Annotated in this window: 25 protein-coding genes; 14 read left to right on the top strand and 11 right to left on the bottom strand. The window is 59.0% G+C overall.

The window, feature by feature from the left end:
- Positions 1-59: 59 nt before the first annotated feature.
- Complete coding sequence (gene ung / locus ACIOZM_RS16325; protein WP_401215700.1) at positions 60-752, top strand: uracil-DNA glycosylase; 693 nt, start codon at positions 60-62, stop codon at positions 750-752.
- A 125-nt stretch (positions 753-877) separates the two neighbouring features.
- Here ung and ACIOZM_RS16320 read toward each other — a convergent pair whose 3' ends face one another.
- From ACIOZM_RS16320 to ACIOZM_RS16300, 5 genes are all read right to left on the bottom strand, one after another.
- Positions 878-1,912, bottom strand: coding sequence for an AbrB family transcriptional regulator (locus tag ACIOZM_RS16320; protein ID WP_401215698.1), 1,035 nt, complete (start codon positions 1,910-1,912; stop codon positions 878-880).
- Positions 1,905-3,419, bottom strand: coding sequence for a tripartite tricarboxylate transporter permease (locus ACIOZM_RS16315; RefSeq protein WP_401215696.1), 1,515 nt, complete (start codon positions 3,417-3,419; stop codon positions 1,905-1,907). The genes ACIOZM_RS16320 and ACIOZM_RS16315 overlap by 8 nt, the downstream gene beginning before the upstream one ends.
- 1 nt (position 3,420) lies before the next feature.
- Complete coding sequence (locus tag ACIOZM_RS16310; RefSeq protein WP_401215694.1) at positions 3,421-3,879, bottom strand: tripartite tricarboxylate transporter TctB family protein; 459 nt, start codon at positions 3,877-3,879, stop codon at positions 3,421-3,423.
- A 58-nt stretch (positions 3,880-3,937) separates the two neighbouring features.
- Complete coding sequence (locus tag ACIOZM_RS16305) at positions 3,938-4,915, bottom strand: Bug family tripartite tricarboxylate transporter substrate binding protein (RefSeq protein ID WP_401215692.1); 978 nt, start codon at positions 4,913-4,915, stop codon at positions 3,938-3,940.
- Positions 4,916-5,016: 101 nt separating this feature from the next.
- A complete protein-coding gene (locus ACIOZM_RS16300) occupies positions 5,017-6,309 on the bottom strand; it encodes an OprD family porin (RefSeq protein ID WP_401215690.1) in 1,293 nt (430 codons plus the stop codon).
- A 237-nt stretch (positions 6,310-6,546) separates the two neighbouring features.
- Between ACIOZM_RS16300 and ACIOZM_RS16295 the strand changes: the two genes are divergently transcribed.
- Positions 6,547-7,218, top strand: a complete 672-nt coding sequence (locus ACIOZM_RS16295) for a response regulator (protein WP_401215688.1) — start codon at positions 6,547-6,549, stop codon at positions 7,216-7,218.
- A complete protein-coding gene (locus ACIOZM_RS16290) occupies positions 7,211-8,596 on the top strand; it encodes a sensor histidine kinase (RefSeq protein ID WP_401215686.1) in 1,386 nt (461 codons plus the stop codon). The genes ACIOZM_RS16295 and ACIOZM_RS16290 overlap by 8 nt, the downstream gene beginning before the upstream one ends.
- Positions 8,597-8,705: 109 nt before the next feature.
- Here ACIOZM_RS16290 and ACIOZM_RS16285 read toward each other — a convergent pair whose 3' ends face one another.
- Complete coding sequence (locus ACIOZM_RS16285; RefSeq protein ID WP_401215684.1) at positions 8,706-9,527, bottom strand: HDOD domain-containing protein; 822 nt, start codon at positions 9,525-9,527, stop codon at positions 8,706-8,708.
- Positions 9,528-9,563: 36 nt separating this feature from the next.
- The gene (locus tag ACIOZM_RS16280) at positions 9,564-10,505 is read right to left on the bottom strand and encodes a YgfZ/GcvT domain-containing protein (protein ID WP_401215682.1); all 942 of its coding nucleotides are present in this window, start codon (positions 10,503-10,505) and stop codon (positions 9,564-9,566) included.
- 150 nt (positions 10,506-10,655) lie between these two features.
- Here ACIOZM_RS16280 and ACIOZM_RS16275 point away from each other — a divergent pair, with 150 nt between their 5' ends.
- On the top strand, positions 10,656-10,910 hold the full coding sequence (locus ACIOZM_RS16275) for a succinate dehydrogenase assembly factor 2 (RefSeq protein ID WP_201148613.1): 255 nt from the start codon (positions 10,656-10,658) through the stop codon (positions 10,908-10,910).
- Complete coding sequence (locus ACIOZM_RS16270) at positions 10,894-11,346, top strand: protein YgfX (RefSeq protein ID WP_401215680.1); 453 nt, start codon at positions 10,894-10,896, stop codon at positions 11,344-11,346. The genes ACIOZM_RS16275 and ACIOZM_RS16270 overlap by 17 nt, the downstream gene beginning before the upstream one ends.
- On the opposite strand, the gene nadB is transcribed toward ACIOZM_RS16270, so the two are convergent.
- Positions 11,315-12,931, bottom strand: a complete 1,617-nt coding sequence (gene nadB, locus ACIOZM_RS16265) for an L-aspartate oxidase (protein ID WP_401215678.1) — start codon at positions 12,929-12,931, stop codon at positions 11,315-11,317. The genes ACIOZM_RS16270 and nadB overlap by 32 nt on opposite strands.
- 558 nt (positions 12,932-13,489) lie before the next feature.
- Between nadB and rpoE the strand changes: the two genes are divergently transcribed.
- The 4 genes from rpoE (at position 13,490) to ACIOZM_RS16245 (ending at position 17,292) form a co-directional block, all read left to right on the top strand.
- On the top strand, positions 13,490-14,071 hold the full coding sequence (gene rpoE / locus ACIOZM_RS16260) for an RNA polymerase sigma factor RpoE (RefSeq protein WP_003172477.1): 582 nt from the start codon (positions 13,490-13,492) through the stop codon (positions 14,069-14,071).
- Between the two features lie 30 nt (positions 14,072-14,101).
- Positions 14,102-14,689 (top strand): RseA family anti-sigma factor, encoded by a 588-nt coding sequence (locus ACIOZM_RS16255; RefSeq protein WP_401215676.1) that lies wholly within the window; start codon positions 14,102-14,104, stop codon positions 14,687-14,689.
- Positions 14,690-14,697: 8 nt separating this feature from the next.
- Complete coding sequence (locus ACIOZM_RS16250; RefSeq protein ID WP_401215674.1) at positions 14,698-15,660, top strand: MucB/RseB C-terminal domain-containing protein; 963 nt, start codon at positions 14,698-14,700, stop codon at positions 15,658-15,660.
- A gap of 210 nt (positions 15,661-15,870) precedes the next feature.
- The gene (locus tag ACIOZM_RS16245) at positions 15,871-17,292 is read left to right on the top strand and encodes a DegQ family serine endoprotease (protein WP_401215823.1); all 1,422 of its coding nucleotides are present in this window, start codon (positions 15,871-15,873) and stop codon (positions 17,290-17,292) included.
- A gap of 78 nt (positions 17,293-17,370) precedes the next feature.
- Here ACIOZM_RS16245 and ACIOZM_RS16240 read toward each other — a convergent pair whose 3' ends face one another.
- Complete coding sequence (locus ACIOZM_RS16240; protein WP_401215672.1) at positions 17,371-18,804, bottom strand: M48 family metalloprotease; 1,434 nt, start codon at positions 18,802-18,804, stop codon at positions 17,371-17,373.
- Positions 18,805-18,902: 98 nt separating this feature from the next.
- Here ACIOZM_RS16240 and ACIOZM_RS16235 point away from each other — a divergent pair, with 98 nt between their 5' ends.
- A complete protein-coding gene (locus ACIOZM_RS16235; protein WP_401215670.1) occupies positions 18,903-19,142 on the top strand; it encodes a sulfurtransferase TusA family protein in 240 nt (79 codons plus the stop codon).
- 32 nt (positions 19,143-19,174) lie between these two features.
- The gene (locus ACIOZM_RS16230) at positions 19,175-20,245 is read left to right on the top strand and encodes an AI-2E family transporter (protein WP_401215668.1); all 1,071 of its coding nucleotides are present in this window, start codon (positions 19,175-19,177) and stop codon (positions 20,243-20,245) included.
- 126 nt (positions 20,246-20,371) lie between these two features.
- On the opposite strand, the gene ACIOZM_RS16225 is transcribed toward ACIOZM_RS16230, so the two are convergent.
- Positions 20,372-20,845, bottom strand: coding sequence for a peroxiredoxin (locus ACIOZM_RS16225; protein WP_401215666.1), 474 nt, complete (start codon positions 20,843-20,845; stop codon positions 20,372-20,374).
- 10 nt (positions 20,846-20,855) lie between these two features.
- Positions 20,856-21,416 carry a glycine cleavage system protein R gene (locus ACIOZM_RS16220; RefSeq protein WP_016984694.1) on the bottom strand — a complete coding sequence of 187 codons (561 nt, stop codon included), beginning with the start codon at positions 21,414-21,416 and terminating at the stop codon, positions 20,856-20,858.
- Positions 21,417-21,744: 328 nt separating this feature from the next.
- On the opposite strand from ACIOZM_RS16220, the gene dapA reads away from it, so the two are divergent.
- Genes dapA through ACIOZM_RS16205 form a run of 3 tightly spaced genes read left to right on the top strand, consistent with a single transcriptional unit; the run spans position 21,745 to position 24,519 of the window.
- On the top strand, positions 21,745-22,623 hold the full coding sequence (dapA, locus tag ACIOZM_RS16215) for a 4-hydroxy-tetrahydrodipicolinate synthase (protein WP_401215664.1): 879 nt from the start codon (positions 21,745-21,747) through the stop codon (positions 22,621-22,623).
- A 17-nt stretch (positions 22,624-22,640) separates the two neighbouring features.
- Positions 22,641-23,756 carry an outer membrane protein assembly factor BamC gene (gene bamC / locus ACIOZM_RS16210; protein WP_401215662.1) on the top strand — a complete coding sequence of 372 codons (1,116 nt, stop codon included), beginning with the start codon at positions 22,641-22,643 and terminating at the stop codon, positions 23,754-23,756.
- A 4-nt stretch (positions 23,757-23,760) separates the two neighbouring features.
- On the top strand, positions 23,761-24,519 hold the full coding sequence (locus ACIOZM_RS16205) for an MBL fold metallo-hydrolase (RefSeq protein ID WP_401215660.1): 759 nt from the start codon (positions 23,761-23,763) through the stop codon (positions 24,517-24,519).
- The last annotated feature ends 12 nt before the right edge of the window (positions 24,520-24,531 follow it).

Below are 24,531 nucleotides of genomic sequence, written 5' to 3'. Positions count from 1 at the left end.
ATTGACAAGCGTGGTCGGCTTTCCTAGGGTTCGCCCCATTGTTTTTGCCGGATATGACCATGACTGCTGACGACCGTATCAAACTCGAACCAAGCTGGAAGGAGGCACTGCGTGCTGAGTTCGACCAGCCTTACATGGCAGAGTTGCGCAATTTTCTGCAGCAGGAGCGGGCAGCCGGCAAGGAAATCTACCCGCCGGGCCCGATGATTTTCAATGCGCTGAATTCAACGCCGCTGGATAAAGTCAAAGTGGTGATCCTCGGCCAGGACCCTTACCACGGCCCGGGCCAGGCCCATGGTTTGTGCTTCTCGGTGCAGCCGGGCGTGCCGGCGCCGCCGTCGCTGGTCAACATCTATAAAGAGTTGAAGCGCGATCTGAACATCGATATCCCCAGCCATGGCTATTTGCAGAGTTGGGCCGATCAAGGCGTGTTGATGATCAACACCACCATGACCGTCGAACGCGCCAACGCAAACGCGCACAAGGACAAGGGCTGGCAGTTTTTCACTGACCGGATCATCGAACTGGTCAGCGAGCGGCAGCCGCATCTGGTGTTCATGCTGTGGGGCGCGCATGCGCAGAGCAAGCAGAAGCTGATCGATGCGACCAAGCATCTGGTGCTGACCTCGGTGCATCCGTCGCCGCTGTCGGCTTATCGTGGATTCTTGGGTTGCGGGCATTTCAGCCGGACCAACAAGTTTCTTGAGCAGAATGGCGAAGCGCCGATTGAGTGGCGTTTGCCGCCGGTTTGATGTTGGCCTGATGGGCCCCATCGCTGGCAAGCCAGCTCCCACAGAGTTTTGGGATGTACACATAATTTGTGGCACACACAAAAACCTGTGGGAGCTGGCTTGCCAGCGATGAAGTTGACTCGGTGTTACTCGGGATTACGATTCCAGTACTTGAACAACGGCTCCGCCAGAAACAGCACAAACAACAGCCGCATCACCTGCATCGCCGTCACCAGTGGCACCGACAATTGCAGGGTCTCCGCCGTCAGACTCATCTCCGCAATCCCACCGGGCATCATGCCCAGCGTCAGTGAACGCAGATCCAGTTGAGTCAACGCACTCAACCCCAACGCCGCCAATGTCGCAATCAACATGGTCAGCGCCGTGCCGATCAACGTGCGCCCCATAAACGATGGCGCCCGCCGAAAGAATTGCCGGTTGAAGTGACAACCCAACCCACTGCCAATCAGCCACTGACCGATCTGGCTGCCGCCATCCGGCAGACCGATGTGCAAATCCCAGGCAATGCTCACCGTGGCGCTCACCAGCAACGGCCCGAACAGCCATGGATTGGGTTGACGCAAACTTTGCCAGAGCCAGGCGAGCAGGGCGCCTGCCGGAAACAGAATCGCCAGCCAACGCCAATCGACATTGCCGGCGTGGGAGATCGGCGTACCGTCGCCCAGCAGATACTTGAAGGCTGCCGGCACGCAGAGCACCACCACCAGCACCCGCAAACTCTGACCCGCAGCGACATGGCTGAGCTTGGCGCCGTTGCGAGCGCCAAGGTTGACCATCTCGCCGGAGCCGCCGGGCATGCTGGAGAAAAATGCGGTGGCGCGATCTTCACCGGTACGGCGCATCAACCACACGCCAACCACGGCGGACAGGCTGGTGACCAAAGCACCGAAGAAAATCAGACCGAAGTGACTCAGTACCTGCTCCATCACCACCGGGGTGAAGTGCAGGCCGATGCCGATACCGACGATCCACTGGCCGCACTTGCGGCCGCCAGGGATTTCGGTCAATTGCCATGGAGTGAGGCAGCGTACGAGGATGATCGCAAGCAACGAGCCGACCATCCACGGTAGTGGCCAGCCGATCTGGCTGGCGAGGTAACCGCCAAGCAGACCGACCAGCGGGGTCGCCCACCAACCGCGCAGGGACGAGCGATCAAACATCGGCGATGGCGCGTTGCGCTGCCGAACGTTTGCGCCAGATACGGATGATCGGCATTGCCAGCATGATCACCGTCAACACCCAGCAACCGACCGTGATCGGGCTCGACCAGAGGATTTCCAGTGCACCGTTGGAGATCGACAGGGCGCGACGAAGGTTTTGCTCCATCAGACCGCCGAGGATGAACCCCAGCAGTAGCGGCGACAACGGGAAGTCCAGCTTGCGCAGGATGTAACCGAAGATGCCGATACCTATCATCAGGAACAGGTCGAAGGTGGTGGCGTGCACCGCGTAGACGCCGATCCCGGTAATGATCGCGATGACCGGCACCAGTGCCCAGTTCGGCACAGCGAGGATGCGGGTAAACACACGGATCATCGGGATGTTGAGGACGATCAACATGACGTTGGCGATAAACAGCGAAGCGATCAGGCCCCAGACGATGTCCGGTTGTTGCTGGAACAACAGCGGACCCGGCGTGATGTTGTACAGCGACAACGCACCGATCATCACCGCCGTGGTGCCCGAACCCGGAACACCGAGGGTCAGCATCGGCACGAGTGCGCCGCACGCCGCGCCGCCGATGGCGGTTTCCGGCGCTGCCAGACCGCGAGCGTCGCCCTGGCCGAATTTGCCGCTGGCACCGGCGATGCGTTTTTCGGTCATGTAGGCCACGGCGCTGGCCAATGTCGCGCCAGCTCCCGGCAGCACGCCCATGATGAAGCCGAGCACGCCGCAACGCAGGTTCACGGTGAATACCGACGCCGCTTCCTTGAAGTTGAACATCATGCGGCCGGTGGCTTTCACAGCTTCCTGGCCATGGTGGGTTTTTTCCAGCAGCAGGAGGATTTCGCTGATGGAGAACAGGCCCAGTACCAGCACCACAAACTGGATGCCGTCGGTCAGGTGGATGTTGTCGCCAGTGAAGCGATACACGCCGCTGTTGGCGTCAATGCCTACGGTCGAGAGGAACAGACCGATCAACGCTGCAATAAACGTTTTCAACGGACGGTCACCGGCCATGCCGCCGAGACAGACAATCGCGAACACCATTAGCACGAAGTATTCCGCCGGTCCGAAGGCAATCGCCCATTTCGCCAGCAACGGGGCGAACAGCACCATGCCGCAAGTGGCGATGAACGCGCCGATGAACGAACTCCACGCCGACAGCGACAGCGCCACACCCGCCAGGCCTTTGCGGGCCATCGGGTAGCCGTCGAGGGTGGTCATCACGGTGGATGCTTCGCCCGGGATGTTCAACAGGATCGAGCTGATGCGGCCGCCGTATTCGCAGCCCAGATAAACGGCTGCCAGCAGAATCAATGCCGATTCCGGTGGCAGACCCAAAGCGAATGCAATCGGGATCAGCAGCGCCACGCCGTTGATCGGGCCGAGGCCCGGAAGCAGGCCGACGACGGTGCCGATCAGGGTGCCGCAGAGTGCAGTCACCAGGTTGTACGGGCTCAGCGCGACGCCGAAACCCTGACCCAAATAGCCAAGAGTATCCATATCAGTTCTCCAGAACGCTGAGCAGGCCGAGCGGCAGCGGAACGTCCATCAATCGGTCGAACAGCAGGTAAAGACCGACGGCCATCAGGCTGATGATCACGGCGCTCGGCAGCCAGCGGCCGCCATACAGGCGTGCCATCGGAATGCCGGTGATGATGCTGGCGACGATGAAACCAAGGGGTTCGAACGTGCCGGCGAACACCAGCAACAGCACGACGCAGATGGCGATCTTGGTCAGGGTCGGGCGATCCAGTGGCGGTTCGTCATCGCTGTGTTTGATCGGCGCCGGACGAAATGCCATGTACAGCAGCGCGGTGCCCATCAAGGCGAGCATCAGCAGCGGGAAGGCGCGGGGGCCGACCGGTTCGTAGGAAAAAGCCGCTTGGTACGGCCACGCCATCAGTGCCAGGCCGACACAGACCAGCAGCAGCAGCGAGGCGAAAATGCGTTGTAAGAGCATGGGGAACTCCTGGGCCGTGACCTCGATGCGCGAGGTCACGGCCGCTAGACAAAGACGATCACTGAATCAGGCCGAACTCTTTGGCCAGCACTTTGTAGTCCGCAACCTGCTTCTTCACGTAGGTGTCCAGTTCCGGGCCGGTCATGGCGAACGGGAACAGTTCACGCTGATCGCGCAGCTTGGCGAAGTCTTCCGAGGCCAGCAGTTTGTCGAAGGCCGCTTTCCACCAGGCGTAGTCTTCATCGCTGACTTTTGGCCCGAGGTAGAAGCCGCGCACCACCGGCCAGACGATGTCGTAGCCCTGTTCCTTGGCGGTCGGGATGTCTTTCATTTCCGGCTCGTCGAGACGCTTGTCGGCGAACACCGCCAGCAGACGCATGTCGCCGCTCTGGATGTGCGGCATGGAGTCGGAGATGTCGGTGCTGCCGACCTGAATGTGGCCGCCGAGCAGGGCAGTGGCGATTTCGCCGCCACCTTCGAGAGCGACGTAACGCAGGTCACGCGGGTTGATCCCGGCAGCCTTGGCGATCAGTGCGGTCTGCATCCAGTCCTGGCTGCCGACGGTGCCGCCGGAACCGATCACTACTTTGCTCGGATCTTTCTTCAGCGCCTGTACCAGATCGTCGAGAGTCTTGTAGGGCGAATCGCTTTTCACTGCGATGGCGCCGTAGCTGGTGCCGACCGCTGCCAGCCAGCGCACGTTGGTTTCGTCGAAACGACCGAACTTGCCCTGCGCCAGGTTCAACAGCGAACCGCTCGACCATGCCACCAGCGTGCCAGCATCGGCCGGGCGCTGCGCGACCACTGCGTTGTAGGCCACCGCGCCAACGCCACCGGGCATGTAGGTCACACGCATCGGTTTGGTCAGCAGTTTTTCGTTGACCAGCGCGCTTTGCGCCAGTTTGCAGGTCAGGTCGAAACCACCACCCGGGGAGGCCGGGGCGATGCATTCCGGACGTTTCGGTTCGGCCATCAATTGGCCGGCGAACAGCATGCAACTGGCGGCCAGAGCCACTTTACGCAGTGATAAGTTCATTCAATTCTCCACGGTTTCTTGTTGTAAGGCTTTTATGTAGGAGCTGCCGAAGGCTGCGATCTTTTGATCTTCCGATCACAGCTCCAAGGCATTTCAATCAATTACCAAAGGGCAACGCTATAGCTCACCAGCAGACGCACTTCATCAGCGTCGCGAGCGGAGTAGTTGGAACGGTAGGTGGCATTGCGCAGACGCACGGCGACATCCTTCAGAGCGCCGCTTTGTACTACATATTTGATCTCGGAGTTGCGCTCCCACTCTTTGCCTTCTTCGCCGTTCTTCAGCTTGATGTTGTCACCGCTCAAGTAGCGGCTCATGAAGCTCAGGCCGGGAATGCCCAGTTTGGCGAAGTCGAAGTCGTAACGTGCCTGCCATGAGCGTTCTTCCGCGCCGGCGAAGTCGTTGATCTGCACGAAGTTGACCAGATACGGGTCGCTGCCATCGACATACGGGAAAGCGCTGTCGCCTGACATGTGCTGATAACCAGCAGTGAACTTGTGGCCGCTTAACGCATAGCTGACCAGACCGTTGAGGGAACGGTTGTCGATCTCGCCGCCACGGGCTGCGCCCTGATCGTCACTGACGGCGAATCGCAGGTCAGTGGCGAAAGTACCGGGGCCCATCGGACGCGAAGCAACCAGTCCGAAGAAGTGCTGGTTATAAACTTCGTCGAGTTGCGCGAAGTGGTAGCTGCCGGTGATCTTGTCGGTGAACTTGTAATCCACGCCGCCGAAATCGAAGTGTTTACCGGCGACGGCGCCTGCAAAGCGGCCGTTCTTGTTGTTGAGGGCGATGTCCTCGTAATCGGTGCTGTCGCGATCCTTGGCTTTCTCCAGACGACCGCCGGTAAAGGTCAGGTTCTTGATCTCTTTGGAGGTCAGCAAGCCACCTTCGAAGGTCTGCGGCAGGATGCGTCCGTCGTTGGGTTTGAGGATCGGCAGTTCGGGGATCAGGCTGCCGATTTTCAGTTCGGTGGCGGAGATTTTCACTTTGCCGGTCAGGCCAAGTTTGGAGTACTCGTCTACCGCGCGCCCATCGCTGTCAGTCGGCAACAGACCGGTGCCGGTGCGGTCGGGACTCGAATCGAGCTTGACCCCGAGCATGCCCAGCGCATCGACACCGAACCCCACGGTGCCGTCGGTGTAACCCGACTGCAGATTGAGCATGAAGCCTTGAGCCCACTCATCGCGCTTTGATTGCTGGGCACTGGTGCCGTCGCGGAAATCGCGGTTGAAGTACATGTTGCGGGTTTCGAAAGTCGCGGAGCTGTCTTCGATGAAGTCGGCAAAACTCACGGGAGAGAATCCGGCGAGAGCGGCGGCACTGGCGAGGGCGGTGTGGCTGAAACGGGAAGGACGAACAGGCGTAAGAGCCTTGGTCTGCAAGGACGGCATGCGAGGTGTACTCCGTTTATTGTTCTTATTGGTCGAAAACGCTTCGAGGCGTTTTTCTTTACGCTGTGTGGCATCAGCGACGGCAGTCGGAACTGTCCGTGGGCCGACTGTAACCAGCTAACCTTTCGCTAACCTTTCAGCTGGCTTTCGCGGTTTTCAGGCTTCACAGCAGCGATTGCGGCTGTAAACTCCGCCGCAAAGAGTGGCGTCGGCCATCCGTGAATGAGGTAAAGATCCATGCGTGTTCTGCTCGTCGAAGACCATCTGCAACTGGCCGAAAGTGTTGCCCAGGCGCTCAAGAGCACCGGTCTGACCGTGGATGTGTTGCACGACGGCGTGGCCGCCGATCTGGCCCTGACCAGCGAGGAATACGCGGTGGCGATTCTCGATGTCGGCCTGCCGCGCATGGACGGTTTTGAAGTACTCGCGCGTCTGCGTGCGCGGGGCAAGAACCTGCCGGTATTGATGCTGACCGCGCGTAGCGATGTGAAGGATCGCGTGCATGGCCTCAATCTTGGTGCTGACGATTACCTCGCCAAACCGTTCGAATTGACGGAACTTGAAGCTCGGGTCAAAGCCCTGTTGCGCCGCAGTGTGCTCGGCGGCGAACGCCAGCAGCGTTGTGGTGTGTTGACCTACGATCTCGACACTCGACGCTTCACTCTTGGCGAAGAATTGCTCACCTTGACCTCCCGTGAACAAGCAGTGCTCGAAGCGCTGATCGCCCGTCCGGGGCGGGTGATGAGCAAGGAGCAACTGGCCTCGCAAGTCTTCGGTCTCGACGAAGAAGCCAGCCCCGACGCCATCGAAATCTACGTGCATCGCCTGCGCAAGAAACTCGACGGCCAACCGGTGGCCATCGTGACCTTCCGTGGCCTCGGTTACTTGCTGGAAAGCCGCGATGCATAAGCCCAGCAGCCTGCGCTGGCGGTTGCTGTGGAATCTTGCACTGCTGTTGGTGGTGTTGATGCTGGCCAGTGGATTGAGTGCCTACTGGAATGGCCGCGAAGCTGCCGACACCGCGTATGACCGGACCTTGCTGGCCTCTGCGCGGACCATCGCTGCCGGCCTGTCCCAGCGCGACGGCACCCTCAGCGCCGACGTGCCTTACGTCGCCCTCGATACCTTTGCCTACGACAGTGCCGGGCGCATTTATTACCAGGTCAACGACATCCATCAGAAGCTGATTTCCGGCTACGAAAACCTTCCCGGTCCACCCCCCGGCACGCTGAGAACCGACGACTATCCGGCGTTGGCGCGTTTCTACAACGCGACGTACCGAGGGCAGAACGTGCGCGTGGTCAGCCTGTTGAAAGCCGTATCGGAACCGAACATGAACGGCATGGCGGAAATTCGCGTTGCCGAAACCGATGAGGCGCGAGTCAGCATGGCGCGCAGTCTGGCTGCCGATACGCTGCTGCGGCTGGGCATGCTGGCGATAGGCGCGTTGCTGTTGGTGTGGTTCGCCGTCAGTGCGGCGTTGCGACCCATCGAGCGTCTGCGCACGGCGGTGGAAGAGCGCCAGCCCGACGACTTGCGGCCCCTGCCGCTGGTGCAAGTGCAACATGAATTGTGGCCGCTGGTGCGGGCGCTCAATCACTTCACCGAACGGCTGCGCGGGCAGTTTGAGCGGCAGGCGCAGTTTATCGCTGATGCGGCGCACGAATTGCGCACGCCGCTGGCGGCGATCAAGGCGCGGCTGGAATTGGGCCTGCGTTCGAGTGAGCCGGAAGTCTGGCGCTCGACCCTTGAGTCGTCTGCGCAAAGTACGGATCGCCTGACGCATCTGGCCAATCAATTGCTGTCACTGGCGCGAGTCGAAAACGGTGCGCGGGCGATTGCCGAGGGCGGCGCGCAGTTGCTCGACCTCAGTCAATTGGCGCGGGAATTGGGCATGGCCATGGCGCCGCTGGCACATGCTCGGGGGGTGGCGCTGGCGCTAGAAGCTGACGAACCGGTCTGGCTGCGTGGTGAGCCGACGTTGCTCAACGAACTGTTGAGCAATCTGGTGGATAACGCGCTGGCGCATACGCCGTCCGGCGGCAATGTGATTCTGCGGGTTACGGCGCCGGCAGTGCTTGAGGTTGAAGATGACGGGCCGGGGATTCCGCTGGAAGAGCGAGACCGGGTGTTCGAGCGTTTTTACCGGCGCAACCAGCAAGTCGCGGGCTCGGGATTGGGCTTGGCGATTGTCGGAGAGATTTGCCGTGCGCATCTGGCGCAGATCACTTTGCATGATGGCGAAGAGGCGGGGTTGAAAGTGCGGGTGAGTTTTATTGCTGGATGATTTTTCGGTCTGTTTTGCTGGCCTCATCGCGAGCAGGCTCACTCCTATATTGGAATGCGGTCTCCTGTGGGAGTGAGCCTGCTCGCGATGGCAGCACCAAGGTCTTGGATCAATAAAACATCGTTCGCGATTCTTCCAGATCCGCGCACAGAACCGCGTTATCCGGGTCGATTCCGAGCTTGCGGAAGGCCGGAACACTGAGCGGATCAATGCGCGCAAAAGGATGGTCGGTGCCTTTGTGGCAATACAGGCTCGCCACTTGCACCAGATCGACGTAGTCGATGTCTTTCGAATCGCGTTTGAAATCCTGATAGCGCCCCGGCAGTTCTACCAGACGCTCCGGAAACTCCCAGACCCGCAGCAGTTTGTCGCCCAACAGCGGGTGAATGTGGTCGATCACATGATTCAGGCTGACTGGGTCCGAAAGCAGTTCGTAGTGGTCTTCGGCGTAAGTCAGGATCGGCAATACACCGATCTGGTGCACCAGACCGCCAAGCGCGGCCTGATCGGGCTTGAGTTGGGTGTAGCGACGGCACAGCGCGTAGCTGACCCCGGCGATCTCCAGACTCTTGCGCCAGACGTCGCGCATCTTCTGTTCGACCACCTCGGAGCGGGCATGGAATATCTGCTCCATCACCAGACCGATCGCCAGATTGCTGCTGTAATTGATGCCCAGTCGGGTGATGGCGGTGTGCAGATCGGTGACTTCCTGCGCGGCACGGAGCAAGGGGCTGTTGACCACTTTGATCAGGCGCGCCGACAACGCGGTGTCACGGCCGATTACCTTGCTCAGTTCGCTGACGCTGATTTCCGGATCTTCAGCGGCCTTGCGAATTTGCAGGGCCACTTCCGGTAATGTTGGCAGAACCAGGTCATCGTTATCGATGGCCTCAACCAAATCCTGTTGGACCTTTTCCGCCAGCTCGCTCATTTAGACTCTCTAGGGTGTAGCAACAAGTACTGCAAATCAGCGCTGGATTTCGCGGTCGCGATCCAGTTCGTAAGGCAAGTCGAGCAGTTGCAGCGCGGGGCCTTCAAGGGCGCCCAGGTGCAAATCACCGGCCTCGGCAGCTTCGGCCTGCAACACCGCCAACAGTTCAATCTGTTGTCCGGCGTAGGCGGCCAGTACCACTTCGCCGATGGAGCTGTTATGACTTGGTGCGAACAGTTGAGTGCCGGGCTCCGGCAGATCACTGGCTTGCAGGGTCAAGCGATATAGACGGCGCTTGAGCTTGCCGAGGTACTGCATGCGCGCAACAATTTCCTGGCCGGTGTAGCAGCCTTTCTTGAAACTCACGCCGCCGACGGCTTGCAGGTTGAGCATTTGCGGGATGAACAGCTCGCGGGTGCTCGGCATGACCTGGCCGATACCGGCGCGGATCTGGCCCAGCAGCCATTGATTCAGCTCGCCTTCCGGCAAGGTTGCGGACAATTTGCTTTTGATCGCGTCAGCCTGAGCGGCTGGCACCCAGAGTTCGGCTCGCTGTGGCGAGACACGAATCGCGATCAAGCCTTCGCTGCGCACTACGCTGTCGGTTTCTGCCGGCAGATCCAGGCCGAGGCTGCTCAGGGCGGCATCGCCATGTTCCAGACCAAAGCGTACCCAGGCGGCGCTTTCGTCGGTCAGTTTGGATTTGGAGAACACCGCGTACTTTTTCAGGTCCGCCAGTTGTGGCTCCAGCAACTCGCTGGCCATCGCCAGCAACACGCCGTCACCTTCGAGCAGAATGCGGAAACTCGACTGCATCCGGCCTTTCTGCGTGCAGCGTGCGCCGAGGCTGGCCTGGGTTTCGCTGAGGTAATTGATGTTGCAGGTCAATTGGCCTTGCAGAAATTTCCCGGCATCCACGCCGCGAACCGCGAGTACGCCTTCATGTGACAGGGTGCAGAAAAAAGCAGAATCGGCCATGGGTCATCGCAGGGTAAAAAGTCTGGGACACATCATAAGGGGGCGCTGTTGAAATGGGTAGTTGATAAAGGATCGGTGGCGCCCGACCAAAGCCGAGTGTTCGCCCCGCGTCGGCGCTGTATACTTGCCGCCAAATTTGAGGAGGGCCCCATGGTCGAACAAGTTGAACTGAATCGCCTCTTTTGGCATAGCCGTCGCGGCATGCTCGAACTTGACGTGCTGCTGGTGCCGTTCGTGAAAGAGGTTTATGCAGGCCTGAATCAGGTGGATCGCGATTTGTACGTGCGCCTGCTGGAGTGCGAGGATCAGGACATGTTCGGCTGGTTCATGGAGCGCAGCGAGTCTGAAGATCCGGAGCTGCAGCGCATGGTCCGGATGATTCTGGATCGTGTCCAGCCCAAGTAATACGTTCGAATGCCGCTGGCATGCCTCACGGCAATTGCTGGCGGCGTATCTGCTGGCCCAGGCGTTCGCTCTGGGTTCGTTGTTTCTGCTTTCGATTCCCCTCTGGGCAACCTTGCTCGGGGTTTTCGGCTGCCTGCTTCATGGCTTTTGGCTTTTGCCGCGGCAGATTCTGTTGAGTCATCCCAAGGCATTTCGCGGCTTGCGCCGTGATGCCGATGGCTGGCAATTGTGGAATCAGGCGGATGGCTGGCAAGCGGTGCAACTGCGCCCCGACAGCCTGGCGCTGCCGTTGATCGTGGTGCTGCGGTTCCGTTTGCGCGGAGAGCGGCGGGTGAGATCGATCTGCGTGCCGCGAGATTCGCAGGCGGCGGATTTGCACCGGCGCCTGCGAGTGCGGCTCAAGTTCAGTCGACGTAGGTGGGCGGCACCAGAATAGTGTCCAGCGCTTCGGGCAGCATGTCCGGGTAGTCGAGGGTGTAATGCAGGCCGCGACTTTCCTTGCGTGCCATGGCCGAGCGGATCATCAGTTCGGCAACCTGAGCGAGGTTGCGCAGCTCGATAAGGTCACGACTGACTTTATAGTTGCTGTAGAACTCGTCGATCTCGTCCAGTAACAGTCGCACGCGATGCTCGGCACGCTGCAAGCGCTTGTTGGTGCGCACAATACCGACGTAGTCCCACATGAACCGCCGCAATTCATCCCAGTTGTGCGCGATGATCACGTCTTCGTCGGAATCGGTTACCTGGCTGGCGTCCCAGACGGGCAGGGCGCTCGGCGCGGCGACGTCTGAAAGCTGCTGAATAATGTCGGTAGCGGCCGAGCGCGCATAGACGAAGCATTCCAGCAGCGAGTTGCTGGCCATGCGGTTGGCGCCGTGCAGGCCAGTGAAACTGGTTTCGCCGATGGCGTACAGGCCTGGCACGTCGGTGCGCCCCTGTTCGTTGACCATCACGCCGCCGCAGGTGTAATGCGCGGCCGGTACTACCGGGATCGGTTGTTTGGTGATGTCGATGCCAAATCCGAGGCAACGCTCGTAAACCGTCGGGAAGTGGGTCTTGATGAACGCTTCCGGCTTGTGGCTGATGTCGAGATAGACGCAATCGACACCCAGGCGCTTCATTTCGTGGTCGATGGCGCGGGCAACGATGTCGCGCGGCGCCAGTTCGAGACGTTTGTCGAAGCGATACATGAAGCGTTCGCCGTTCGGCAGCTTCAAATGTGCGCCTTCACCGCGTAATGCTTCGGTGATCAAAAAGCTTTTGGCCTGCGGGTGATAGAGGCAGGTGGGGTGGAACTGGTTGAATTCCAGGTTCGCCACCCGGCAGCCGGAGCGCCAGGCCATAGCGATGCCGTCACCGCAGGCGCCGTCGGGGTTACTGGTATAGAGGTAGACTTTGGCCGCGCCGCCGGACGCGAGAATCACGAAGCGTGCGCCGTAAGTGTCGACTTCGCCGGTGGCGCGATTCAATACGTAAGCACCGAGGCAGCGCTCGCCATCCATTCCCAGACGTTTTTCGGTGATCAGATCAACGGCAACCCGTTGCTCGAGCAATTCGATATTCGAACGCTTTCTGGCCTGAGCCAGCAGGGTGGTGAAGATCGCAGCGCCGGTGGCGTCGGCAGCGTGGATGATGCGCCGATGGCTGTGGCCACCTTCGCGGGTCAGGTGAAATTCGAAGCCACCGTCTTCGGTGCCGGACTGCTCGTCGCGGGTGAAGGGCACGCCTTGATCAATCAGCCATTGAATCGCTTCGCGGCTGTGTTCGACAGTAAAGCGCACTGCGTCTTCGTGGCACAGCCCGCCGCCGGCATTCAAGGTGTCATCGACGTGAGATTCGACAGTATCGGTGTCGTCCAGCACGGCGGCGACGCCGCCCTGGGCCCAATAGGTCGAGCCGTTGGCCAGATCGCCCTTGCTCAATACGGCAATGCGCAAATGACCCGGCAGGGTCAGCGCGAGACTCAAACCGGCAGCGCCGCTGCCAATGACCAGAACATCGTGTTGAAACTGTTGGCTCATTTCAGGATTCCGCTCAAAGCGACCCGGGTCGGGGTTGGCGCAAGACACCTGGATCGGCGAGTCAAGACAGCCACACAGCCCACTAGTATATAGAGGGGTGGGGCGGCACAATAGCCGGGCCTGTATGGCATTGTGAAACTACTGTGACTGGAAAAACCTGACGCTTCGTCGGGAGTTTTTCTCCCGAGTTTTGGGAGAAGGCGACTGTATCGATGATGAAACAGACTATTTCGGCTCAGGGTCGCCCAATGTCGAGTCAGCGGCGCTATAAATAATTGGAACTTTTGCCAAAGGCCCAAGATCAATAGACAGTTGCCTGAAACACGGGACAGTGTCGGCTTCAATGCAGAATCTGCGGTTGGGTTCTTGCCGGCGAACCGATGAAAAGATTATTCGCGCAGCCGGTTTATCCCGCGCTGCGTTTTTCGTGCGTGCCAAATCAGAGCCCGCAGGAAACTTGCCTGGAGGGGGAGAACTTTTGCGAAAAGCCCGAGTCTATGTTTGCAAGTCTGGTCGTTTAGTTATGCAAGCCTCCTCCATGCTTATCGAGGAGTGTTCATGCTAACCCAGGAAGAGGATCAGCAGCTGGTCGAGCGCGTTCAGCGCGGTGACAAGCGAGCTTTCGATCTGCTGGTGCTGAAATATCAGCACAAAATTCTCGGGTTGATCGTGCGTTTTGTGCACGACACCCATGAAGCCCAGGACGTTGCTCAGGAAGCCTTTATCAAGGCGTACAGGGCATTAGGTAACTTTCGCGGAGACAGCGCGTTTTATACGTGGCTTTACCGCATCGCCATTAACACGGCGAAAAATTATCTGGTTTCACGCGGCCGTCGGCCGCCGGATAGCGATGTAAGTTCTGAAGACGCAGAGTTCTACGATGGCGATCACGGCCTCAAGGATCTGGAGTCTCCTGAACGTGCACTGCTGCGGGATGAGATCGAAGGCACCGTCCATCGAACCATTCAGCAACTGCCAGAGGATTTGCGTACGGCTTTAACTTTACGTGAATTCGATGGTCTGAGTTACGAGGACATTGCGAGCGTCATGCAGTGTCCGGTGGGTACCGTGCGCTCCCGGATTTTCCGCGCCCGGGAGGCCATCGATAAAGCCCTGCAGCCGTTGTTGCAGGAAAACTGAGACAGCGGCGACAGCCAAGAGAGGAACGCCATGAGTCGTGAAGCCCTGCAGGAATCGCTGTCCGCAGTGATGGATAACGAAGCGGACGAACTGGAACTGCGTCGGGTGATCAATTCGCTCGATGATGTAGAAACCCGTGACACCTGGGCTCGTTACCAGATCGCTCGGGCAGCCATGCACAAGGATCTGCTGCTTCCGCGTCTGGATATCGCTGCGGCAGTCTCTGCTGCGCTGGCAGATGAGACGGCACCGGCTAAAGTAACCCGCAGCCCTTGGCGCAACCTGGGCCGTCTGGCTGTTGCAGCCTCGGTGACTGTTGCGGTGCTGGCAGGTGTTCGCCTGTACAACCAGGACGAAATCGCCGGTGTTGAACTGGCGCAACAGTCCAATCAGCCATCGCTGGTAGCACCACAGGCTAAAGGCCCGGCTGTTTTGGCCGGCTACAAAGAAAGCTCGGAAACCACCGGCCCTATGGCCAACGGCGTACTGCAAGGTCAGCCAGGCTGGCACGACCAGCGTCTGCCGGGTTATCTGCGTCAACACGCTCAACAGGCAGCTCTCAAAGGCACTGAAAGCGCCCTGCCTTATGCGCGTGCAGCAAGCCTGGAAAACCGTTAAGGAGGATCATGCGCTCCATACCTCTACTTTCGCTTCTGCTCAGCGGCTGGTTCATTGTTCCAGCCCACGCCGACGAGGCCCAGGACTGGTTGACCCGTCTGGGCCAGGCCGAGCAGCAGCAGAGCTTTCACGGCACTTTCGTTTACGAGCGTAATGGTAGTTTTTCTACCCACAACATCTGGCATCGCGTCCAGAATGGTCAGGTCCGCGAGCGTTTGCTTCAGCTCGACGGCTCGGCTCAGGAAGTCGTGCGTGTTGATGGGCATACTCAATGCGTCAGCGGCACTCTGATTGCGGGTTTGGGAGACTCTCCCAACTCGAGCGCTCGTTCTCTTGATCCTCAAAAGCTGAAAAATTGGTATGAGCTTGCCGTCATTGGCAAGTCGCGCGTGGCCGGGCGGGATGCAGTAATTGTCTCGCTCACGCCTCGAGACCAGCATCGATACGGTTTTGAACTGCATCTGGATAAGCAAACCGGGTTGCCCCTGAAGTCATTGTTGCTCAATGACAAGGGCCAACTGCTGGAGCGCTTCCAGTTCACCAGTCTCGATACTGCCGAAGTTCCTTCCGATAAAGATCTTCAGGCCGGTTCCGATTGCAAGGCAGTCACCCTCGACAGTGACAAGGCTTCAGCGGTGAAAACGGCTCAGGTCTGGCATTCGGAGTGGCTGCCGCCAGGATTCGAACTGACCAGCAGTACCTCGCATAAAGACCCGGAAACCAAGACTCAGGTCAACAGCCTGATGTATGACGACGGTCTCGCACGTTTTTCTGTCTTCCTTGAGCCGCTCAATGGTGCCACAGTCACCGATACCCGGACTCAATTAGGGCCTACAGTTGCAGTATCCCGCCGCCTGACCACGCCTGAAGGCGAAATGATGGTGACGGTGGTCGGCGAAATTCCTATCGGTACTGCCGAACGAATTGCGTTGTCGATGCGTAACGACAGTGCTGCAACCAGCAAGCAGTGAGCTGATTTCAGTCATTTCCACTTCGTCGCCGAGACGTTGAAATGTTTGCTGAGCATTTTCATTTGCAAATCACCCGAAAGTTTTTTATAGGTCAGAGCCTCACGGCTCTGGCCTTGTTTGTTTCAGGAACAAAAATACCGGCCAGTGGTTTCCGGTGTTCTTGGCTCCATATCGCTAAACCCTGCTCGTCGTAACGGGAGCTGTATGTCGATACCTAGTTTGAAGTCTTGTTTTTCCATTATTGCCACCGTGCTGGTGCTCGGTCAGGCGGTTCCTGCTGCGCAAGCGGCCGACCTGCCGGACTTCACCCAGTTGGTCGAACAGGCCTCGCCAGCGGTGGTGAACATCAGTACCACGCAGAAACTGCCTGATCGCAAAGTGAATCAGCAGATGCCTGACCTGGAAGGACTGCCGCCGATGCTGCGCGAGTTCTTCGAGCGCGGCATGCCTCAGCAGCGTTCGCCGCGTGGTGATCGCCAGCGTGAAGCGCAATCGCTGGGTTCGGGTTTCATCATTTCTCCTGATGGCTACATCCTGACCAACAACCATGTGATTGCCGACGCCGACGAAATCCTCGTACGCCTGGCTGATCGCAGCGAAATGAAAGCCAAGCTGGTCGGCACCGATCCACGTTCCGACGTAGCCCTGCTGAAAATCGAAGGCAAGGATCTGCCGGTGCTGAAACTCGGCAAATCCCAGGACTTGAAGGCTGGCCAGTGGGTTGTTGCTATCGGCTCGCCGTTCGGCTTTGACCACACGGTGACCCAAGGCATCGTCAGCGCCGTCGGTCGTAGCCTGCCGAATGAAAACTATGTGCCGTTCATCCAGACCGACGTGCCCATCAACCCGGGTAACTCCGGTGGCCCGCTGTTCAACCTGAACGGTGAAGTGGTCGGGATCAACTCGCAGATCTACACCCGCTCCGGTGGCTTCATGGGCGTGTCGTTCGCGATCCCGATCGACGTGGCAATGGACGTTTCCAATCAACTGAAAAGTGGCGGCAAAGTCAGCCGTGGCTGGTTGGGCGTGGTTATCCAGGAAGTGAACAAGGATCTGGCCGAGTCGTTCGGTCTTGATAAGCCGGCCGGTGCGCTGGTGGCACAGATTCAGGATGACGGTCCGGCAGCCAAGGGCGGCCTGCAAGTGGGCGACGTGATCCTGAGCATGAACGGCCAGCCAATCGTCATGTCCGCTGACCTGCCACATCTGGTCGGCGCACTGAAGGCGGGTGCCAAAGCCAATCTCGAAGTGATTCGTGAAGGCAAGCGCAAGAATGTCGAGCTGACTGTCGGCGCGATCCCGGACGAAGACAAAGAGCTGGATGCACTGCCGAAAACCGGTGCAGAAAGCAGCAGCAACCGTCTGGGGGTTTCGGTCATCGAACTGAGCGCCGAGCAGAAGAAGACTTACGACCTTAAAGGTGGCGTGGTCATCAAAGACGTTCAGGATGGTCCAGCGGCTTTGATCGGTCTGCAACCGGGTGATGTCATCACTCACCTGAACAACCAGGCAATCGGCTCCACCAAGGAGTTCGCTGAAGTCGCCAAGGCACTGCCGAAGAATCGTTCGGTGTCCATGCGCGTTCTGCGTCAGGGCCGAGCCAGCTTCATCACGTTCAAACTGGCTGAATAATCTGGTTGTGGTGAAATAAAAAACCGCCTCGAAAGAGGCGGTTTTTTTATACCTGAAGCTTTTTGCTTGGCGAGGGCTTCAACCCATCATGTCCTTGATCATGCGCTCCTGCTCCATCAACTCACGTTGGCGAGCATCGATGCGCGAAGACAGTGGGAAGTTACTGCCGGCCTTGCGCTTGGCGAAGTCCAGTTGCTGGATCGCCTGACGATAGTCGCCGACCAGCGCAAAGTATTCCGCGCGTGCCTGGTGCAGACCAATAATGTTCCCGGACAAGCCACGGGTTTCCGCAACCTGATACCAGACATCCGGATCGTTTGGACGTGACTTGAGCAAGCCTTCCAGCGCCTTCTCCGCATCGGCGGCACGGTTCTGTTTGAGCAGCAGATCGACACGAACCTGATTGAGCGGGTAGTTGCCCGGATACTGGGTGAGCATTCGGTCAACCCGCGACTGAGCATCGGGCAGGCGATTGTTGGTGATGTCCAGATCGATCTGCGCGAGGTTGTAGATGATCTCGTTCGGCGACTTGGCCAGCAGCAACTTGAGATTCTCTCGTGCTTCGTTCAACTGGCCACCCTTGATCTGTGCGATTGCCAGACCGTAGCGCGCCACGTCGCTCTTCGGGTTTTCTTCCAGCTGTGCACGGAAACGTTTTGCGCCCAGTCCCGGCGTTTCTTCGTAGATCAGCTGCACGCGTGCACGAATCAGTTGATAGCGCATGCTGTCTTCGATGCCGCCCGGCGGCGCTTGTTCGGCGCGGTTGCGGGTGTCGGCGATCCGCGATTCGGTAACCGGGTGAGTCAGCAGGAATTCCGGCGGCTTGGCGTCGAAACGATACTGGCGCATCAGGCGCTCGAACATGGTTGGCATCGAGCGTGGGTCGTATCCAGCCTTTTCCAGATTGAGGATGCCGATGCGGTCGGCCTCCTGTTCATTCTGACGGGAGAAGGTGCGTTGCGACTGAATCGCCGCAGCCTGAGTACCGGCGATGGTCGCAATCCCGGCTTCACCACCGCCGGCTGCCGCGATGACGATACCGGCCAGCAGCGCAGCCATCATTGGCACCTGCATCCGTTGCGAGGCTTCGACGCCGCGAGCAAAGTGGCGTTGCGACAAATGAGCCAGTTCGTGAGCCAGTACCGAGGCATATTCGCCTTCGGTCTGCGCGTTGAGGAACAAGCCACCGTTGACCCCGACCACGCCACCCGGCGCCGCGAAGGCGTTGAGCTGCGGGCTGTTGATCAGGATGAATTCCAGGCGCCGGTCGGTGACCTGACTGGTTTCCACCAGCTTATAAACGCTGGACTCGACGTAGTCCTTGAGCTGCGGATCGTTGAGCTGTGAAACCTGGCTGCGCAACATGGCTAGCCAGGCGCGACCGAGCTGATATTCCTGTTGTGGCGAGACAATGGCAGAACTGGCGTCGCCAAGTGACGGCAGATCGTCGGCAAAGCCCGGTGAGGCGAGCAGGCAAGCGAGCGTCAGCAGGGTAGGGCGCAGAAAAGTCATGCACAAAGCCTTAGAAGACAAAGACCTTACTGTAGCCGGACACCGGGCCTGCGACCAGATATTCTAGGCAGCTCAAACACCTGAACCGGAGTGACGCAATGACTGACGCTGTAGCCCATGACTGTGAATTGGACGCCAGTGGCCTGAATTGCCCGTTGCCGTTGCTCAAGGCGAAGATGGAACTCAATAAGATGGCCAGCGGCGCCGTACTCAAGGTGATTGCCACCGATGCCGGTTCGCAGCGGGACTTCCGCACCTTTGCCAAATTGGCCGGTCATACGCTGCTGCGTGAAGAAGACGAAGCAGGCGTTTACCGTTACTGGCTGAAAAAAGCCTGATACCGACCGCGTAAAAGACCTAAGGATTATTGATGTTCAAAGTGTTACGCGACTGGATTCAGCGCTACTTCTCCGATGAAGAAGCCGTGGTGCTGGCGGTCCTGCTGATTCTCGCCTTCACCGCAGTGCTCACCCTCGGCGGCATGCTTGCGCCGGTTTTGGCCGGCATGGTGCTGGCGTATCTGATGCAGGGGCTGGTGGTCACTCTTGAGCGCTTGCGGGTGCCCGGAGGGGCGGCGGTAGGCCTGGTGTTTGCGCTGTTCATGGGGCTGTTGTTGGTGTTCATCGTGGTTGTGGTGCCGTTGCTCTGGCATCAGTTGATCACGCTGTTCAATGAACTGCCGGGGATGCTCGCCAAGTGGCAATCGCTGTTGCTGCTGTTGCCTGAGCGTTATCCGCACCTGGTCTCCGACGAGCAGGTATTGCAGGCCATCGAGGTGGCACGCGGTGAAATCGGCAAGTTCGGCCAGTGGGCGCTGACGTTCTCGCTGTCGAGTCTGCCGCTGCTGGTGAACATCATGATCTATCTGGTGTTGGTGCCGATCCTGGTGTTTTTCTTCCTCAAGGACCGGGCAATGATCGGAGAGTGGGTTCGCGGATATTTGCCGCGTGAGCGGGCGTTGATCACCCGGGTCGCCCAGGAAATGAACCGGCAGATCGCCAACTACATTCGCGGCAAAGTCATTGAGATCGTGATTTGTGGCGGGGTGACTTACATCGCTTTCGTTGCACTCGGACTCAATTACGCTGCGCTGCTGGCGTTGCTGGTCGGTGTTTCGGTGGTGGTGCCGTATGTCGGCGCTGTGGTGGTGACCGTGCCGGTGCTGCTGATTGCGCTATTCCAGTGGGGCTGGAGCGATCAGTTCATCTATCTGATGGCGGTCTACGGGATCATCCAGACGCTGGATGGCAACGTGCTGGTGCCGTTGCTGTTTTCCGAGGCGGTCAATCTGCACCCGGTGGCGATCATCTGCGCGGTGCTGTTGTTTGGCGGGCTGTGGGGGTTTTGGGGAGTGTTCTTCGCGATCCCGTTGGCGACACTGTTCAAGGCCGTGCTGGATGCGTGGCCGCGCAAGGAGCCGGTGGTGGCACCGTTGCTTTAAAGCAGGTTTTTGGTGAGGCTTATGGCCTCATCGCTGGCAAGCCAGCTCCCACAGGTTTAGTGTGTGCCGAAAACGTGTGGGAGCTGGCTTGCCAGCGATGGCGTCAGTGAGTGCGCCACAGAAACATCAGGCTTTGTTCAGCGCCTCGGCAGCAGCCAAAACCGCATCCACATGACCAGGTACCTTCACACCGCGCCATTCCTGACGCAGTACACCGTTCTTGTCGATAAGAAACGTGCTGCGATCAACGCCCATGTATTCCTTGCCATACAGCTTCTTCAACTTTATCACGTCGAACAACTGGCAGACGGCCTCGTCCTTGTCGCTGATCAGCTCGAACGGAAACTCCTGCTTGCACTTGAAGTTCTCGTGAGACTTCAGGCTGTCGCGTGAAACGCCGAAAACTTCGGTGTTGGCTGCCTGAAACGCCGCGTACTGATCACGAAAACCCTGGCCTTCAGTGGTGCAGCCCGGAGTGCTGTCCTTCGGATAGAAGTAGATCACCACTTGCTTGCCCTTGAGGGCCGCGAGGCTAACGGTCTGCCCGCTGGTGGCAGGTGCTTCGAAATCGGCAACCGGTTGGTCGATGACTACGGCCATGAAAGCTTCCTTACATTGGGTTTTGTGGGCGCCAAGGTTCGATCAGTGCATCCAGGTTCATCGCGTCGGCGAAATCCAGGAACTGGTCACGCAGCCAACTGATCTGGGTGCCTGCCGGCAGCGTCACGGTGAACGTGGCATTGAGCATGGTGCCGCCGGTCTGTGGTGCCTGATAGGTATCGCAGGTCAGGTTTTCCAACTCGACGTTGTGATCCATGAAGAACTGGCACAGCTCATTGATGATGTCCGGGCGATAAGCCGAGCTGACGTAAGCCACGTAAGGCAAAGCCTGCGGACGATTTTCCAGTGCAGCGCTGCGTACCACGTTGACGGTAAAGGCGTGCTTCTTGGCGAGACCCGACAGGCTGCCTTCCAGACGCGCGAGGGCGTCCCAGCTGCCAGAGATCTCAAGAATCAGCGCGCTGCACTCGCCATGGCGAGTCAGGCGTGAAGTGACCACGGCGCAGCGATTTTCATGGCTGGCGCGGCACAGGACGTTAGTCAGCTCCATGGGGTTGGCGCCGAGGGCACTGATGACAAGGAATTGTTCGCGAACTGTGGGGGTGGACATGCAGCATTCCTAAAGCGATGAGCGGTCGGTAGCTAAATGGGCGTTGTCCGCCGGGAAGCGCATGAGTATGCCTATTCGGAAAACCCCGGGCGCGGTTCGCAACTGACACCATTAATAGCAGTGGCGCGATGCGGCGACGCAGGAACGGGGTCTGGGAGGCCGAAAAGGGAGGCTGGAACCCGGCGTACAAGCTGATCTGTACCGATCAAAGTCTGAAGGGTAGCGAAAAGCGAGGCCAAGGGGAATGGCGGCAGCGCAGTACTTCGCTTGTGCAAGCATCTTGGCGCCAGTACCATTACCGCTCTCTTTTTCCGGCAGGAGCGTTTTCATGATTCGGGGCAGTATGGTGGCACTGGTCACACCCATGGATGCACAAGGGCGTCTTGACTGGGACAGCCTCCGAAAACTCGTGGACTTCCACCTTGAAAACGGCACCCATGCCATTGTCGCGGTCGGTACTACCGGCGAGTCGGCAACCCTTGATGTCGATGAACACATCGCGGTCATCAAAGCGGTGGTCAAGCAGGTCGATGGACGCATTCCGGTTATCGCCGGTACCGGCGCAAATTCGACTCGCGAAGCTGTCGAGCTGACCCGCAATGCCAAAGAAGCTGGCGCCGATGCCTGTCTGCTGGTGGTTCCGTACTACAACAAGCCGACTCAGGAAGGCTTGTACCAGCACTTCAAGTTCATCGCCGAAGCAGTCGATATTCCACAGATTCTCTATAACGTTCCTGGCCGCACGTCCTGCGACATGCAGGCCGAGACCGTGATTCGCCTGTCCACAGTGCCGAACATCATCGGCATCAAGGAAGCCACTGGCGACCTGACTCGCGCCAAGACCATCATCGATGGCGTGAGCAAGGACTTCATCGTGCTGTCCGGCGATGATCCGACCGCAGTCGAGCTGATCCTGCTGGGCGGCAAAGGCAATATTTCGGTCACCGCCAACGTCGCCCCGCGCGAAATGGCTGACCTGTGTGAGGCGGCGCTCGAGGGCGATGCCGACACCGCACGTGCAATCAACGAAAAACTGATGCCGTTGCACAAGGACCTGTTCATCGAAGCCAACCCGATTCCGGTGAAGTGGGCTTTGGTTGAAATGGGCCTGATGCACGAAGGCATCCGCTTGCCGCTTACCTGGCTGAGCACACCTTGTCACGAAACGCTTCGCACGGCTCTGCGCCAGTGCAGCGTCCTGGTTTAATTGAGGAAGTACAACGCATGAAGCGAATGGCCGGACTTTCCGCACTTGCCTTGATTATCTCCAGCACCAGTGGCTGCGGATGGGTCTGGGGCCCGGAAGGTTATTTCCGTGATCGCGGTAGCGATTACCTGGAAGCGCAACAGACTGCACCGATGCAACTGCCACCGGATGTCAGCACCACCAAACGTCTTGATCCGCTGTTGCCGATCCCGCGTAACGTGGCTGATGACACCGCCAAGGGCGAATACATCGTGCCGCGTCCACAACCGCTGTCGGCCATCGCCGATGCATCGGACTACTCGCTGCAAAAGAGCGGTGATTCGCGCTGGGTAATGGCCCAACATCCGCCGGCCGAAGTCTGGCCAGTGGCTGTGCAGTTCTTCCAGGACAACGGTTTCCGTCTGGATGAACAGCGTCCGCAAACCGGCGAGTTCACCACCACCTGGCAGCATTCCGACGAGCTCTCCGCAGCCATGGCCAAGCGCCTGAGAGCAGCGGGCGTCGCAGCCGACAGCCAAACTCGCGTGCGGGTACGCATCGAGCCGGGCGTGCAGCGCAATACCAGCGAAATCTACGTGGTCAGCGCTGAGCGTCCTGCCGGCAGCACTGCTGATGTGGACTTCACCAATCGTTCGGTCAACACCGGCCTCGACGCGGCGCTGGTCGACGACATGCTTGCGAGCATGAGCCGAATCTCCGAGAAGGGTGGTTCTGTGTCGATGCTGGCTTCGCGTGATTTCGATACGCCAAGCCGTGTCAGCCTCAACGAAGACGGCAGCGGTAACCCGGTGCTGAACGTTGGTCCTGATCTGGATCGTGCCTGGTCGAGCGTTGGTCGTGCACTGGAGCAAGGTCAGTGGCGCGTTGAAGACATCAACCGCAGTCTGGGTCTGTACTACATCAACCTGGCCGAAAAAGCCGAGAAGAAAGACGACAAGCCAGGCTTCTTCAGCAGCCTGTTCGGCAGTGCGCCGAGCAAGGAAGAAGTTGAAGCCCGCGCCGAGCGTTATCAGGTTCGCCTGAGCAAGGTCGGTGACAACGTTCAAGTGACCGTCGAGAAAAACATCAACACCGTTGCGCCAGCCGATGTGGCTCGCAAAGTGTTGAGCGTGATTCAGGACAATCTGGGCTGATCACATGCGTTTTGCCGTTCTCGGCAGCGGTAGCCAAGGGAACGGCACGCTGATCGCCAGTGCTGATACGTATGTGCTGGTGGATTGTGGTTTCTCCCTGCGAGAGACCGAAAAACGCTTGTTGCGTCTGGGTGTGAACCCGACGCAATTGAGCGCGATACTGGTGACCCACGAACATGCCGATCACGTGCATGGCGTGGGTTTGCTGTCTCGGCGTTACAATCTACCGGTCTACCTCAGTCGCGGCACACTGCGCGGGATGCGCAAACCGATTGAACCCGCAGGCTTCCTGGCCGGCGGCGAGCAACTGCAGATCGGCGCACTGAACATCGGGGTCATTGCCGTGGCCCATGATGCGCAAGAGCCGACCCAGTATGTATTCAGTGATGGTGAGCGGCGCTTCGGCCTGTTGACCGACCTGGGTTCCTACTGCGAGCGGGTGCTGGACGGTTATCGGGATCTCGATGCGTTGATGATCGAGTCCAACCATTGTCGCGACATGCTGGCTCGTGGTCATTACCCGTACTTTCTCAAGCAGCGGGTAGGTGGCGAGCTGGGACATTTGAATAACCATCAGGCGGCATTCCTGGTGTCCGAGTTGGGCTGGCAAGGTCTGCAACACCTGGTTCTGGCCCACCTGAGCAGCAAGAACAACCTGCCGCAGCTGGCCCGGCAATGTTTTGTCGACACCCTCGGGTGTGACCCGGACTGGCTACAACTGGCCGATCAAGATTCAGGGCTCGACTGGCGCCACATCGCCTAGCCCACCTACTTA

Origin of the sequence: Pseudomonas sp. NPDC087346 (assembly GCF_044744235.1) — a bacterium.
GTDB lineage: Bacteria > Pseudomonadota > Gammaproteobacteria > Pseudomonadales > Pseudomonadaceae > Aquipseudomonas.
Note: the sequence above shows the minus strand (reverse complement) of the source record. Positions and strands in the feature narration are given on the sequence as shown.

What these genes read in the sequence shown, in the direction of transcription:
- ung (WP_401215700.1), top strand. Translation starts at nt 60, where the DNA reads ATGACTGCTGACGACCGTATCAAACTCGAACCAAGCTGGAAGGAGGCA.
- ACIOZM_RS16320 (WP_401215698.1), bottom strand. Translation starts at nt 1,912, where the DNA reads ATGTTTGATCGCTCGTCCCTGCGCGGTTGGTGGGCGACCCCGCTGGTC.
- ACIOZM_RS16315 (WP_401215696.1), bottom strand. Translation starts at nt 3,419, where the DNA reads ATGGATACTCTTGGCTATTTGGGTCAGGGTTTCGGCGTCGCGCTGAGC.
- ACIOZM_RS16310 (WP_401215694.1), bottom strand. Translation starts at nt 3,879, where the DNA reads ATGCTCTTACAACGCATTTTCGCCTCGCTGCTGCTGCTGGTCTGTGTC.
- ACIOZM_RS16305 (WP_401215692.1), bottom strand. Translation starts at nt 4,915, where the DNA reads ATGAACTTATCACTGCGTAAAGTGGCTCTGGCCGCCAGTTGCATGCTG.
- ACIOZM_RS16300 (WP_401215690.1), bottom strand. Translation starts at nt 6,309, where the DNA reads ATGCCGTCCTTGCAGACCAAGGCTCTTACGCCTGTTCGTCCTTCCCGT.
- ACIOZM_RS16295 (WP_401215688.1), top strand. Translation starts at nt 6,547, where the DNA reads ATGCGTGTTCTGCTCGTCGAAGACCATCTGCAACTGGCCGAAAGTGTT.
- ACIOZM_RS16290 (WP_401215686.1), top strand. Translation starts at nt 7,211, where the DNA reads ATGCATAAGCCCAGCAGCCTGCGCTGGCGGTTGCTGTGGAATCTTGCA.
- ACIOZM_RS16285 (WP_401215684.1), bottom strand. Translation starts at nt 9,527, where the DNA reads ATGAGCGAGCTGGCGGAAAAGGTCCAACAGGATTTGGTTGAGGCCATC.
- ACIOZM_RS16280 (WP_401215682.1), bottom strand. Translation starts at nt 10,505, where the DNA reads ATGGCCGATTCTGCTTTTTTCTGCACCCTGTCACATGAAGGCGTACTC.
- ACIOZM_RS16275 (WP_201148613.1), top strand. Translation starts at nt 10,656, where the DNA reads ATGGTCGAACAAGTTGAACTGAATCGCCTCTTTTGGCATAGCCGTCGC.
- nadB (WP_401215678.1), bottom strand. Translation starts at nt 12,931, where the DNA reads ATGAGCCAACAGTTTCAACACGATGTTCTGGTCATTGGCAGCGGCGCT.
- rpoE (WP_003172477.1), top strand. Translation starts at nt 13,490, where the DNA reads ATGCTAACCCAGGAAGAGGATCAGCAGCTGGTCGAGCGCGTTCAGCGC.
- ACIOZM_RS16255 (WP_401215676.1), top strand. Translation starts at nt 14,102, where the DNA reads ATGAGTCGTGAAGCCCTGCAGGAATCGCTGTCCGCAGTGATGGATAAC.
- ACIOZM_RS16250 (WP_401215674.1), top strand. Translation starts at nt 14,698, where the DNA reads ATGCGCTCCATACCTCTACTTTCGCTTCTGCTCAGCGGCTGGTTCATT.
- ACIOZM_RS16240 (WP_401215672.1), bottom strand. Translation starts at nt 18,804, where the DNA reads ATGACTTTTCTGCGCCCTACCCTGCTGACGCTCGCTTGCCTGCTCGCC.
- ACIOZM_RS16235 (WP_401215670.1), top strand. Translation starts at nt 18,903, where the DNA reads ATGACTGACGCTGTAGCCCATGACTGTGAATTGGACGCCAGTGGCCTG.
- ACIOZM_RS16230 (WP_401215668.1), top strand. Translation starts at nt 19,175, where the DNA reads ATGTTCAAAGTGTTACGCGACTGGATTCAGCGCTACTTCTCCGATGAA.
- ACIOZM_RS16225 (WP_401215666.1), bottom strand. Translation starts at nt 20,845, where the DNA reads ATGGCCGTAGTCATCGACCAACCGGTTGCCGATTTCGAAGCACCTGCC.
- ACIOZM_RS16220 (WP_016984694.1), bottom strand. Translation starts at nt 21,416, where the DNA reads ATGTCCACCCCCACAGTTCGCGAACAATTCCTTGTCATCAGTGCCCTC.
- dapA (WP_401215664.1), top strand. Translation starts at nt 21,745, where the DNA reads ATGATTCGGGGCAGTATGGTGGCACTGGTCACACCCATGGATGCACAA.
- bamC (WP_401215662.1), top strand. Translation starts at nt 22,641, where the DNA reads ATGAAGCGAATGGCCGGACTTTCCGCACTTGCCTTGATTATCTCCAGC.
- ACIOZM_RS16205 (WP_401215660.1), top strand. Translation starts at nt 23,761, where the DNA reads ATGCGTTTTGCCGTTCTCGGCAGCGGTAGCCAAGGGAACGGCACGCTG.